This is a genomic window from Streptomyces sp. NPDC031445 (assembly GCF_055581365.1).
The window spans coordinates 350,007-362,540 of record NZ_JBVIJO010000008.1; the positions used below are offsets into that span (position 1 = coordinate 350,007).

At 74.4% G+C, this 12,534-nt stretch carries 10 protein-coding genes; 4 read left to right on the forward strand and 6 right to left on the reverse strand.

Annotation, left to right across the window (positions count from 1 at the left end):
* Window positions 1-26: 26 nt before the first annotated feature.
* The 3 genes from ACZ5DC_RS22940 to rsmH all read right to left on the reverse strand — a co-directional run bounded on the left by ACZ5DC_RS22940 (window position 27) and on the right by rsmH (window position 3,871).
* Window positions 27-1,991 carry a peptidoglycan D,D-transpeptidase FtsI family protein gene (locus ACZ5DC_RS22940; RefSeq protein WP_468655423.1) on the reverse strand — a complete coding sequence of 655 codons (1,965 nt, stop codon included), beginning with the start codon at window positions 1,989-1,991 and terminating at the stop codon, window positions 27-29.
* Window positions 1,992-2,301: 310 nt separating this feature from the next.
* Window positions 2,302-2,847, reverse strand: coding sequence for a cell division protein FtsL (gene ftsL / locus ACZ5DC_RS22945; RefSeq protein WP_468655425.1), 546 nt, complete (start codon window positions 2,845-2,847; stop codon window positions 2,302-2,304).
* A 67-nt stretch (window positions 2,848-2,914) separates the two neighbouring features.
* Complete coding sequence (gene rsmH / locus ACZ5DC_RS22950; RefSeq protein ID WP_468655427.1) at window positions 2,915-3,871, reverse strand: 16S rRNA (cytosine(1402)-N(4))-methyltransferase RsmH; 957 nt, start codon at window positions 3,869-3,871, stop codon at window positions 2,915-2,917.
* Between the two features lie 419 nt (window positions 3,872-4,290).
* On the opposite strand from rsmH, the gene ACZ5DC_RS22955 reads away from it, so the two are divergent.
* From ACZ5DC_RS22955 to ACZ5DC_RS22970, 4 genes are all read left to right on the forward strand, one after another.
* Entirely contained in the window at window positions 4,291-4,839 is a 549-nt protein-coding gene (locus tag ACZ5DC_RS22955) for a beta-class carbonic anhydrase (RefSeq protein ID WP_468655429.1), read from the forward strand.
* Between the two features lie 247 nt (window positions 4,840-5,086).
* Window positions 5,087-6,133, forward strand: coding sequence for an AAA family ATPase (locus ACZ5DC_RS22960; protein ID WP_468655431.1), 1,047 nt, complete (start codon window positions 5,087-5,089; stop codon window positions 6,131-6,133).
* Window positions 6,133-7,491 (forward strand): DUF58 domain-containing protein, encoded by a 1,359-nt coding sequence (locus ACZ5DC_RS22965; RefSeq protein ID WP_366751440.1) that lies wholly within the window; start codon window positions 6,133-6,135, stop codon window positions 7,489-7,491. The genes ACZ5DC_RS22960 and ACZ5DC_RS22965 overlap by 1 nt, the downstream gene beginning before the upstream one ends.
* Window positions 7,491-9,872: a transglutaminase TgpA family protein gene (locus ACZ5DC_RS22970; RefSeq protein WP_468655433.1), complete on the forward strand. Its 2,382-nt coding sequence runs from the start codon at window positions 7,491-7,493 to the stop codon at window positions 9,870-9,872. The genes ACZ5DC_RS22965 and ACZ5DC_RS22970 overlap by 1 nt, the downstream gene beginning before the upstream one ends.
* Before the next feature lie 319 nt (window positions 9,873-10,191).
* Here ACZ5DC_RS22970 and ACZ5DC_RS22975 read toward each other — a convergent pair whose 3' ends face one another.
* The 3 genes from ACZ5DC_RS22975 to ACZ5DC_RS22985 all read right to left on the reverse strand — a co-directional run bounded on the left by ACZ5DC_RS22975 (window position 10,192) and on the right by ACZ5DC_RS22985 (window position 12,481).
* Window positions 10,192-10,575 (reverse strand): DUF3040 domain-containing protein, encoded by a 384-nt coding sequence (locus tag ACZ5DC_RS22975; RefSeq protein WP_468655435.1) that lies wholly within the window; start codon window positions 10,573-10,575, stop codon window positions 10,192-10,194.
* Between the two features lie 315 nt (window positions 10,576-10,890).
* Window positions 10,891-11,718 (reverse strand): class I SAM-dependent methyltransferase, encoded by an 828-nt coding sequence (locus ACZ5DC_RS22980; RefSeq protein WP_468655437.1) that lies wholly within the window; start codon window positions 11,716-11,718, stop codon window positions 10,891-10,893.
* Window positions 11,719-11,851: 133 nt separating this feature from the next.
* Entirely contained in the window at window positions 11,852-12,481 is a 630-nt protein-coding gene (locus ACZ5DC_RS22985; protein WP_468655439.1) for an SAV_6107 family HEPN domain-containing protein, read from the reverse strand.
* Window positions 12,482-12,534 lie beyond the last annotated feature (53 nt).

Below are 12,534 nucleotides of genomic sequence, written 5' to 3' on the forward strand. Positions count from 1 at the left end.
GGTTCCTGGTGTTTCCGAGGTGCTGATCAGGGCTTGTAGTCGACGGGCAGGTTGGCGGCCTTCGCGCCGGTCGGCGGGACCTGGAGGGTCTTCAGGGCGAACTCCATCACCTGCTTGTAGATGGGGGCGCAGATCTGGCCGCCGAAGTAGCTGCCCGAGGTGGCGTTCTGGATGGCGCAGTACACGGTGATCCGCGGCTTGTCGGCGGGGGCGAAGCCGGCGAAGGACGACGTGTAGCCGTGGTAACGGCCGGTGAGCGGGTCCACGCGGTTGGCCGTGCCGGTCTTGCCCGCGACCCGGTACCCCGGGATGCGGGCCTTGATGCCGGTGCCCTGGCCGTCGTCCACGACGGACTCCAGCATCTGTGCGAGGCTCTTGGCGGTCTTCTCGCTGACGACCCGTGTCCGTTCGGGCTTCGGCGCGGGGTCGAAGCGGCCGTCGGCGCCCTTGGTGCCGCGCACCAGAGTCGGCTGGACGCGGACGCCGCCGTTGGCGATGGTCGAGTACACGGAGGCGGCCTGCATCGCGTTGATGGAGAAGCCCTGGCCGAAGGGGATCGTGTACTGCTGCGAGGTGGACCACTTCTGCGGCGGCGCGAGGATGCCGGCGGTCTCGCCGGGGAAGCCGAGCCCGGTGGGGCTGCCGATGCCGAACTTGCGCAGGTAGGAGTAGAGGACCTTGTTGGCCTCGGGCTGCGTCCTGGCCAGTTCGCCGGTGGCCAGGATGGTGCCGATGTTGCTGGACTTGGCGAGCACGCCGTTGAGGGTCAGGTTCCAGGTGCCGTGGTCGACGTCGTCCTGGAAGAGCCGGTCGCCGCGGTGCAGCCGGTTGGGTACGACGACGTGGGTGAGCGGGGTCGCGACGTTCCGCTCCAGCACGGCCGCCATCGACATCACCTTCGCGGTGGAGCCGGGCTCGTAGGCGTCCTGCACGGCCGCGTTGCCCATGGCGTCGCCGTCGGCCTTGGACAGGTCGTTGGGGTCGAAGCCGGGCGAGTTGGCCATGGCCAGGATCTGGCCGGTGCGGGTGTCCTGGACGATGACGTAACCCCGGTCCGCCCGGGACTTCCTCACCTGCTCGCTGATCGCGTTCTGCGCGGCCCACTGGATGTCGCGGTCGATGGTCAGCTCGACGTCGGAGCCGGGCACGGCGGGGGTCTCGGTGGACCCGGCCGTCGGCACCTGGCGCCCGCCGGCCTGGGCGTAGCGGACCTTGCCGTCCTTCCCGGACAGCCGCTTGTCCAGCTCCTGCTCGATGCCGCCGCCGCCCTGGCCGTCGGCGTTGACCCAGCCCAGTATCCCGGCGGCCAGGTCGCCGTTGGGGTACACGCGCTGGCTGCTGGGGTCCGCGAAGACGCCGGCCAGCACGTTGACGGTGGTGTGGTCCGTCTCCGACTTGTTGGTGAGCGCGGTCTTCAGGTCCTTGATCTGCTGCCAGACCTGCGGGGTCTGCCGGGTGGCGAGCCGGGTGTAGCGGGAGTTCCGGTTCGCGGGGCGCAGCTTCCTGACGAGCGTGGCCTGGTCCTGGCCGAGGATCGGCGCGAGCAGCGCCGCGGCCTTCTCCGGGCCGTCGGAGATCTTCAGCTGCGCGGGGCCGAACATCGTCGGGTCGGCCGTGATGTCGTACGCGTCCTCGCTGACGGCGAGGGCGACGCCGTTGCGGTCGGTGATCTCGCCGCGCTCGGCGGCCAGTGTGTGCACCACGTACCGGTTCTGCTCGGCCCGCGCCGTGTAGGAGCTCGCGTCGACGGCCTGGACCTGGAGCAGCCGGACCACGAAGGCGAGCAGCACCAGGGTCAGGGCGAGGCTGACCAGCCGCAGCCGGGGCCGGGGGCTGCCGAGCCGGAGGGGGCGCGACACCGGGGGCCGGGCACCGCCGGAGCGGCGGACCGGCCGGGCACCGGGCGCGGGCTGCCGCCGGACGGCACCCCGCGGCCGGGGAGGCTTGGCGGGCCCGGGCACGCGGCGGCGCGGCGGTTGCCTGTCGGACACTTCCGTCACCTGCCGGGGGTCGGGGTGGGCTGGGGGATCGGGGACGGCCTCATCGCGCCGGCCGGGGCCGGCGTCCGGGCCGTGCGCCGCCGGACGACCGGACAACGGCGCCCCGCGCGCGGGGCCACCGGCCGCCCCTGGCACCCGGGCCGGCCGCCGCCACCGCGGCGCGGCGGCCCCTTCCGGGCCGGCCGGCGCCGGGGTGCGCGCAGCGACGGGCGCGGGAAGCCGTGTCCGCCCGGCGCCGGCGGGCCGCAGCGGGCGGGCCCGGGCACGCGGCAGTGCGGCGGTTGCCTGTCGGACACTTCCGTCACCTGCCGGGGGTCGGGGTGGGGAGGGGCTGGAGGGCGGCGGGCGGCGCGGCCGCCGGGTCGCCCGGGGGCTGGGACGGCGCGGTGGGGGCCGGGGCGACGGGCGGGGTCGCGGGGAGGGTGACGCCGGCCGGGGTGAGCGGCCCGGGGCCGGCCGGGGCGGTGAGGGCGGCGGGCTCGGGGGCGGCGACGCCGGGGACGCCCTTGACGGTGCCGTCGGGGCCCAGGAAGGCCGGGTCGCCGCCGGGGACCATGCCGAGTTCGCGGGCGCGGCGCTGGAGGGCGTCCGGGGACGAGTAGGCGTCGATGTCGCGCTGGAGGGCCTGTTCCTCGTCGGTGAGGCTCTTCGTCCGCTTCTGCAGGTCGGCGAGTTCGAACGAGCCCTCGCTGAGCGCGGAGTTCAGCACCAGCAGCCCGATGAGGCCGCCGCCGAGGAGCACGACGACGAGCAGGACGAACGGGGTGCGGGCCGCCTGGGCGCGGCCGGCCGGGAAGAGCCGGGCCAGCCGGGCGGCCCTCCCCTTCAGCTCGGGTTTCCTGCTCACTGCTCCCCCGGTGCGTGCGGGACACCGCTCCCCCGGTGCGCGGGGGAACCCTTCCGACCCGTCTCGCTCACTCGACGTCCTCCCGGATGCGCTCGGCACCCCGCAGTCTGGCCGGTGCGGCCCGGCGGTTCTCGGCGATCTCTTCCTCGGTGGGAAGTTCGGCACCACGGGTGAGCAGCTTGAGCCGCGGCTGGTACCGCTCGGGCACGACGGGCAGCCCGGGCGGCGCGGTGGTGGCGGCCCCGGCCGCGAACACCTGCTTGACGAGCCGGTCTTCGAGCGAGTGGTACGACAGCACGGCGATGCGCCCGCCGACGTCCAGGGCCTTCACGGCCGCCGGGATCGCCCGCTCCAGGACCGACAGTTCCCCGTTGACCTCGATGCGCAGCGCCTGGAAGGTGCGCTTGGCCGGATTGCCGCCGGTGCGCTTGGCGGCCTGGGGCAGCGCGTCCCTGATGAGTTCCACCAGCCGCGCGCTGTTGCCGAACGGCTCCTTCTCGCGCTCCCGGACGATCGCGGCGACGATCCGCTTGGCCTGCTTCTCCTCGCCGTACGCCCGCAGGATCCGCACGAGTTCGCCGGCCGGGTAGGTGTTGAGGACCTCGGCGGCGCTGATCCCGGTCGTCTGGTCCATGCGCATGTCCAGGGGTGCGTCCTGCGCGTAGGCGAAGCCCCGGCCTGCCTCGTCCAGCTGCATGGAGGAGACGCCGAGGTCGAACAGCACGCCCTGCACGCGCGCGATGCCGAGCCGGTCCAGCACCTCGGGCAGCTCGTCGTACACGGCGTGCACGAGGGTGGCGCGGTCCCCGTGGGCGGCCAGCCGCTCACCGGACAGCCGCAGCGCCTCCTTGTCCCGGTCGAGGCCGATCAGCCGCACGCCGGGGAACCGGACGAGCAGCGCCTCGCTGTGCCCGCCGAGGCCGAGGGTGCAGTCGACGACCACCGCGCCCGGCTGCTCCAGGGCGGGCGCCAGCAGATCCAGGCACCGCTGGAGCATCACCGGGACGTGTCGACTCTGGCTCAAGGGGGCCTCTCAGGGTCCGGCGCAGGATACGCACCGCCACGGGTCCCCGCCAGCTCGTGAAGGGACGGCCTGCCGGCGCCGGAAGCGTCAGCCGACCGGGAGCGGGAGGAGGCCGAGCCGTACGTACGCGCCGCGCGCGTGGGGAGACGGTCCGGGCGCATGCCGGGGTCTCCGGGGGTTTCACCAGCGGGAAGAGCCACGCCTCCCGCTTCGCGCCACTTTAGTCCACCCTGTCTCGCGGTCAATCAACCGGCCTGCGCGTCGCGCACCGCGCACGGACCGGGGGCGGTCATGCGAACGGATTCGTCCGTCCGGTCGGTCTCGCCCTCCGTGTGGGTTAGCTCACAACGCGCCGCGATGACGCTCCCTGCCCCTCTCACAGGACGCCGGAACCCCGGGTGACCAGTAACGTCGTCAGCATGACGACTTCCGCAGCGGTGCCCACTGGATCCGAAGGCGCCATACCGGCCGGAGACACCGTGACCGACCGCCTCGTGGAGGCCAACCGGCGGTACGCCGAGGCGTTCACGGACCCCGGCATGGACGCCCGCCCCGTGCTCCACGTCGCCGTCGTCGCGTGCATGGACGCCCGCCTCGACCTGCACCAGGCCCTCGGCCTGCAGCTCGGCGACTGCCACACGATCCGCAACGCGGGCGGTGTGGTCACCGACGACGTCATCCGGTCGCTGACCATCAGCCAGCGCAAGCTCGGCACCCGCAGCATCGTGCTCATCCACCACACCGGCTGCGGCCTGGAGGCGCTCACCGAGGACTTCCGCAACGAGCTGGAGATGGAGGTCGGCCAGCGGCCGTCCTGGGCGGTGGAGTCCTTCCGCGACGTGGACCAGGACGTGCGCCAGTCCATGCAGCGGGTGCGCACCTCGCCGTTCCTGCCGCACACCGACGACGTCCGCGGCTTCGTCTTCGACGTGCGCACCGGTCTGCTGCGCGAGGTCGACCCGGCCTGACCCGGGGCGCCGGCCCACCGCCCCGGTACGCGTTCCGCCGTGCCCGTATCGAAAACACGGTCGAAAAGTCGTAAGACCGGCATCGTGCGGGCAGTTGTCCACAGGCGAGTGACACGAATCGGTAACGGCGGCAAGAATGCGGGGTGTGACGTCGCGCGGAACTTTTCCCGCGTGGTGTCCGTGTTTCGGGGTGGGCCGGTTTCGCACGAGAGCGCCGGCCTGGAAAGAACAGGCCGAGGAGGGCCGGGTGACGACCTATGACGATCGAGCGAACCTCACTGAGCTGACCGCCACGGTGGAGCGGGTGCGCGGTTCGGTGGAGGGCGTGATCGAGGGCAAGCCCGAGGTCGTACGACTCGCGCTGACCGTGCTGCTCGCCGAGGGCCACCTGCTGATCGAGGACGTCCCCGGAGTGGGCAAGACGATGCTGGCCAAGGCGCTGGCGCGGTCCATCGACTGCTCGGTGCGGCGCATCCAGTTCACCCCGGACCTGCTGCCCTCGGACATCACGGGCGTGTCCATCTGGGACCAGCAGCGCCAGGACTTCGAGTTCAAGCCGGGCGCCATCTTCGCGCAGATCGTGATCGGCGACGAGATCAACCGCGCCTCGCCCAAGACCCAGTCCGCGCTGCTGGAGTCGATGGAGGAGCGGCAGGTCACCATCGACGGGCAGACGTACGAACTGCCCAGCCCCTTCATGGTGGTGGCCACCCAGAACCCGGTCGAGATGGAGGGCACCTACCCGCTGCCCGAGGCCCAGCGCGACCGCTTCATGGCCCGCGTCTCCGTCGGCTACCCGAGCGTGGAGGCCGAGTTGCGGATGCTCGACGTCCACGGCGGGGTCAGCCCCCTGGAGGACCTCCAGCCGGTGGCGCACGCGCACGAGATCGTCAAGCTGGTCGAGGCGGTCCGCGGGGTGCACGTCGCCGAGCCGGTCCGGCGCTACGCGGTCGAACTGGTCGCCGCCACCCGCACCCACCCCGACCTCAGACTCGGCGCCTCCCCGCGGGCGACGCTGCACCTGCTGCGCGCGGCCAAGGCGTCCGCGGCCCTGGCCGGCCGGGAGTACGCACTGCCGGACGACGTCCAGGCGCTCGCCGTCGCCGTCCTCGCCCACCGCCTGCTGCCCACCGCCCAGGCCCAGCTCAACCGCCGCACGGCCGAGCAGGTGGTACTGGAGATCCTCCAGCACACCCCGGTGCCCACCGCCCAGCCCCCGGCCCCGCAGAACGGCTTCGGCGGTCTCGGCCGCGTCGTCCCGGCCTACCCCCAGCAGCCCCCGCGGGGTCTGTGATGAGCTCCTGGGGGGCAGGGCCGGCGGAGGCCGACCGCGGGGAGGCGGGCGGGGTCCGTACGGCCCTGGCGGGCCTCACCACCCGGGGCCGCTCCTTCCTCGCCGCCGGGATCGCCGCCGCGATCTGCTCGTTCGTGCTGGGTCTGAGCGAGCTGCTGCGGGTCGGTCTGCTGCTCGCCGTGCTGCCCCTGCTCTGCGCGGCCGTGCTGTACCGCACCCGCTACCGGGTCGCCGCGAGCCGCCGTCTCGCCCCCGCGCGCGTCCCCGCCGGCAGCGAGGCGCGGGTGCACCTGCGCATGGACAACGTCTCCCGGCTGCCCACCGGCCTGCTGATGCTCCAGGACCGGGTGCCCTACGTCCTCGGGCCCCGGCCCCGCTTCGTGCTGGACCGGGTCGAGCCGGGCGGCCGCCGCGAGGTGTCCTACCGGGTCCGCTCGGACCTGCGGGGCCGCTATCCGCTCGGCCCGCTCCAGCTGCGGCTCGCCGATCCCTTCGGCATGTGCGAGCTGACCCGCTCCTTCTCGACGTACGACACCCTGACGGTGATCCCGCGCGTGGCGCCGCTCTCCCCGGTCCGCTTCGGCGGCGAGGCCAAGGGGTACGGCGACGGGCGCCAGCGTTCGCTGGCCCTCGCCGGCGAGGACGACGTCATCCCGCGCGGCTACCGCTACGGCGACGACCTCCGCCGGGTGCACTGGCGGTCCACCGCGCGCTACGGCGAACTGATGGTGCGCCGCGAGGAGCAGCCACGGCGCTCCCGGTGCACCGTGCTCCTGGACACCCGCGGCGGCGCCTACGAGGGAGCGGGCCCGGACTCCGCCTTCGAGTGGGCCGTCTCCGGCGCCGCCTCCGTGCTGGTGCACATGCTGGAGCGCGGCTTCTCGGTACGGCTGCTGACCGACACCGGCAGCGCGGTGCCCGGCGAGGGCGCCGACGGGTTCGCCGGCACCGGCCAGGAGACGGCGGACGCGGCCGGGCTGATGATGGACACCCTCGCGGTGATCGACCACTCCGACGGCACGGGGCTGTCCCGGGCCTACGACGTGCTGCGCGGCGGCAACGAGGGGCTGCTGATCGCCTTCCTCGGCGACCTGGACGAGGAGCAGGCCACGACGGTCGCCAAGATGAGCCGGCGCAGCGGCGGCGCCGTCGCCTTCGTGCTGGACCCCGGCACCTGGACCCGGGAGGCGACCGACGTGCCCCGCCCGGGCGACCGGCACGAGCAGCGGCTGCGGATGCTGCGCGAGGCGGGCTGGACGGCGCTGAGCGTGCCGCGCGGCGCACCGGCCGACGAACTGTGGCGGCAGGCGGACCGGGAACGCTCCGGGCTGACCGCCGTGACCGGGGAGGCAAGGTGATGAGCGGGCGGGCACGGCTGGCCCTGTGCGCGGCGGCGGCCACCCTGATGGCCTCCTGTGCGCTGCTGCCGCTGGTCACCGAGCCGACCTGGCTGCTGCAACTGGTCCCGCTGGTGGCCATCCAGACCGGAGTCGGGGCGGCCGCCCGGCGGGTGCCGCTCGGGCGGACGCTGACCGTGGCGGCGCAGGCGCTGGTCACCCTGATGCTGCTGACCCTGGTCTTCGCCCGGGGGCACGCGCTCATCGGGCTGATCCCCGGCCCGGACACCTTCCGGTACTTCGCCGGCCTGCTCCAGCAGGGCACGGACGACGTCAGCCGGTACGCGACACCGGCACCGGTCACCGACGGCATAAAACTGATGCTGATCGGCGGCGCGCTGGTGATCGGCCTGCTGGTGGACACGCTCGCGGTGACGCTGCGCAGCGCGGCCCCGGCCGGGCTGCCGCTGCTCGCGCTGTACTCGGTGGCCGCCGGCCTGTCCGGCGGCGGCGCGGACTGGCTGTGGTTCCTGGTGGCGGCGGCCGGCTATCTGATGCTGCTGCTCGCGGAGGGCCGGGACCGGCTCGCCCAGTGGGGCCGGGTCTTCGGCGGCGCGCCCCGCACCCCGGGCGGCCCGGAGGGCGCCGTGGCACCGGTGCGCACCGGACGCCGGATCGGCGCGGTCGCGCTCGGCGTGGCCCTGGTGGTGCCGCTCGCCCTGCCCACGATCAACGGCGGCCTGCTGGACGCCGCGGGCGCCGGCGTGGGGGTGGGAGGCGGCAACGGGGGCACGATCTCGGCGGTCAACCCGCTGGTGTCCCTGCGCGACAACCTGAACACGAACGACGACCGCCAGGTGCTGACGCTGCGGACGGACACGAACGACATCTCCGACCTGTACCTGCGGATCGTCTCCCTGGACGACTTCGACGGCACCACCTGGAAGCCGGCGCAGCGGCACATCGTCGGCGTGCCGGACAAGCTCCCCACCCCCATCGGCCTGGGGTCGGACGTCGAGCGCGGCAAGGTGACGACGACCGTCACGGCGGCGGGCTGGTACGCGCAGGACTGGCTGCCGATGCCCTACCCGCCGAGCGATGTGAAGATCGGCGGCCGGTGGCGGTACGAGCCCGTCGGGATGACCCTCGTCGGCGACCGCGGCCAGACCACGCGCGGCGAGACCTACCAGGTGACCAGCCTGGACGTGCGGCCGACGGCGGAGCAGCTGGCCGCCGCGCCGCAGCCGCCGGCCGCGCTGGGGCGCGAGTACACCAAGGTGCCGTCCTCGCTGCCGAAGGTGGTGGCCCGCACCGCGCGGGAGATCACGGCGGGCGCGAGCAGTCACTACGAGGAGGCCGTGAAGCTCCAGGACTGGTTCGCGGTGAGCGGGGGCTTCCAGTACGACACCTCGGTGGAGGTGGGCCGTGGTCCCGGCGCCATAGCGAACTTCCTGAAGAAGAAGCAGGGCTTCTGCGTCCACTTCTCCTTCGCGATGGCCGCGATGGCCCGCACCCTCGGCATCCCGGCCCGGGTCGCGGTGGGCTTCGCGCCCGGCACTCCGCAGGCCGACGGCACGGTCGCGGTGAGCCAGAAGGACGCGCACGCGTGGCCCGAGCTGTACTTCGAGGGCGTGGGCTGGACCCGCTTCGAGCCGACCCCGACCCGGGGCACCACGCCGTCGTACACCCAGTCGGACACGCCGGGCAGCTCGGTGCCGGACGAGGTGCTGCCGTCCAAGGGCGCGTCCTCGGCGCCCTCGGCGGCGGCCTCGCCGAGCGAGAGCTGCGCCGGTGAGCTGCGCAGGCTCCAGGCCTGCGGCAGCGCGTCCGCGGCGGCGGTCCCGGCCCACGAGGACGGCGGCGACGGCTGGTGGTGGTGGCCGCTGACCGGGCTGGGCGCGCTGCTGGTCCTGGCGGTTCCGCTGTCGCCGCTGCTGTGGCGGGAGCGGATGCGCGGGCGCCGGCTGGGCGGGCACGACCGGACGCCGGGGGGCGCGGCGGCGCACACCCTGGCGGCGTGGCAGGAGCTGACCGACAGCGCCTGGGACCACGGCATCGCGCCGGACGAGTCGCTGACTCCGCGCAAGGCCGCCGACCGGATCGTCCGGCTCGGCCATCTCGATCCGGCGGCCGGGGCCGCGGTGCACCGGGTCGCGGACGCGGTGGAGCAGGTGCTGTACGCGCCCGCCCCGCGCCCGGCCGCGGGAACGGCACAGGACGTACGCCGGGTGACCGAGGGGCTGCGGGCCACGGTGAGCACCGGGACGCGGCTGCGGGCCCGGTTCCTGCCCCGCTCCTCGGTCCGGGTGCTGTGGGCGCTCGCGGCCCGCTGGTCAGCCCTGCGAACCCGCCTCACGGCGGCCCGCCCGGCACTGCGCCGTCCGTCGGACCAGCGAAGCTGAGCAGCGGCGCCGTCCGTGCGGCCGGCACACCGAGCACGGACGGCGCGGCCGGCGCGGGGCGGGGCGCGGGCGGCTCATGGCTGGGCGCGCGGGCCGACGCGGGACACCGAACCCAAAAGGCCCTCACCTGTTCAAGCCCCGGCACGCGTGTCACCGACGTCCCGGGACAGCACACCTGGGGCCGCGTGGCCCGGCGGCAGCGCGGCTCACTTCGCGGGTGCGGGACGGAGGGGCCGGGCACGCGTGAGGGGCGGCCACCGGCTGGTGGCCGCCCCTCACGGATGTCCGCGGGTCCGGCGCCGTGGGAGGCGCGGCGCGGTCAGTGACCCTGTTCGTCCCGGCGGCGCTGCCAGCGCTGCTCGATCCGGTCCATCACGGAGCGCTTCGGCCGCGCCTGGCGGCGCAGGCCGACGGGGGGCTGCTCACCCGGCTTCGGCGCCTTGCGCCAGCCGGTGACGGCGAGCACGGCACAGCCGAGCATGACGAGGAAACCCACCACGCTGACCCAGATCAGCTGCGCGACCATTCCGGCCATGAGGAGCGCGATACCCGCGAGGAAGCCTGCGACCGCCTGGTAGACCCGCCGCCGGGTGTACGTCCGCAGCCCGTTTCCCTCAAGCGCCGACGCGAACTTGGGGTCTTCGGCGTACAGCGCTCGCTCCATCTGCTCAAGCATTCGCTGCTCGTGCTCAGAGAGCGGCACGGAGTCCTCCTCATCGTGCAGTCGCCGGGGGCGACCCGGGGGGTCCCTTCAGGATAGGCAGGGAATCGCCCCCGTGAAACCCGCCCCTCTACGCCAACTGGCCAACCGGAGCCCGTCATGGCCGTCCGACTCGCTGAGGCTTCCATTCCCCGGCGGCCGACCCGTCATGCCGGGCGGTGTACCTCGATCATACGGCGCAAACCCCTCGATCGGGGGGCTTGTGGCGTACTCCATCCGCGCACGAGGCGCTGATCAGCGGCTCGCCCCGGCTGCGCGCCTCCGTCCCCGGGATGCGCTCGCGTACCGACGGTGATCTCAGGCCTCGTGAGGACCCGTGGTCTCCCCGAGCACGTGGAGCTGGGTGGCGACGGAGTGGAACGCGGGCAGTTCGGCCGCCGCGGCCTCCAGCTTCAGCAGCGCGTCGAGGGCTCCGGGCTCGGTGTCCACCAGCACCCCGGGGACCAGGTCGGCGAAGACGCGCACGCCGTGCACCGCGCCGACCCGCAGACCCGCGCCCTCGACCAGCGCGGTGAGCTGCTCGGCGGTGAAGCGACGGGGCACCGGGTCGCCGGCGCCCCAGCGGCCGTCGGGGTCCTGGAGCGCCTGCCGGGCCTCGGTGAAGTGGCCGGCCAGGGCACGGGCGAGCACGGCACCGCCGAGGCCGGCCGCGAGCAGGCTGAGGACGCCTTCGGGGCGCAGCGCGGCGACCGCGTTGCGGATGCCCTCGGCCGGGTCGTCCACGTACTCCAGGACGCCGTGGCACAGGACGGCGTCGTAGCCGCCGCGCTCGACCACGTCGAACAGGCCGTGCGCGTCGCCCTGGACGCCCTTGACCCGGCCGGCGACGCCGGCCTCGGTGACGCGGCGCTCCAGCGCGAACAGCGCGTTGGGGCTGGGGTCGACCACGGTGACGTGGTGGCCGAGGCGGGCGAGGGGCACGGCGAACCTGCCGCTGCCGCCCCCGGTGTCCAGGACGTCCAGCGCGTCCCGGCCGGTGGCCTTGACCCGGCGGTCCAGGGCGTCCTGAAGGACCTCCCAGACCACCGCCGTGCCGAGAGAGGCGCGAGGACGGGAGGGGTCGGAGCGCAGCGACGTCGTCTGGGGACGGTCGTGGGAGACGGGCGGGCGCATCGGGTCCGACACGGCAGTTGACTCCTCGGCGGGGCGGGACTTCAGGCGATGTCCACCCTATTGCCTCCACGCCGTGCCTGGTCACCGCGACGACGCCGGGCCACGTGCGCCTCCCGGCGGGGTCCCGTCGTCGGCCCGCGTCCGGTCAGCCCGCGTCCGGCAGGTCACCTCCCGGACCGGCTCCCCTCCCCCGGCCGCCTCCCCTCCTCGGGCCTTGAACGCCGTCGGCGCCGTCGTCGACGGCGGCGGCGGTGTCACCGGCGGTGTCCTGGCGGGGCTGGGGCAGGACCGGCTGGAGCACCAGCAGCCGCTCCACGATGCGGAGGAACATCTCCACGTCGCGTATCAGGTCGTCGGCGTCCCGCTGCCCGGCCGCTCCCTGGATGCCCGCCTCGGCGCGGGCGCGGCGCGCGGCGCCGGAGGCGAACAGCGCGCTCCACTCGGTCAGTTCCGGGGCGATCTCGGGGAGCACCTCCCAGGCGCTGCGGATGCGGGCCCGGCGGCGCGGGGAGGTCTCGGGCCGGCCCCGGGCGGCGAGCACGGCGGCGGCGGTGCGCAGGGCGGCGAGGTGGGCCGTGGCGTAGCGCTCGTTCGGCGTCTGAAGGACGGTGGCCTCCTCCAGTCCGGCACGGGCCTGGGCGAGCAGGTCGAGAGCGGCGGGCGGGGCCGTGGCCCGGCGGAGCACGGGGTGCACGTCGCTCGCCGGGCCGGTCAGTGAGGGGGCAGGGCCGGTGGCGCGGCGCCGGCGGGCGGCGGCTGCGGACGAGTGGGCCATGACGAACCTCCTGTCGTCTGGGTAACGGCATGAATGCCGTATGTGCCCATCGT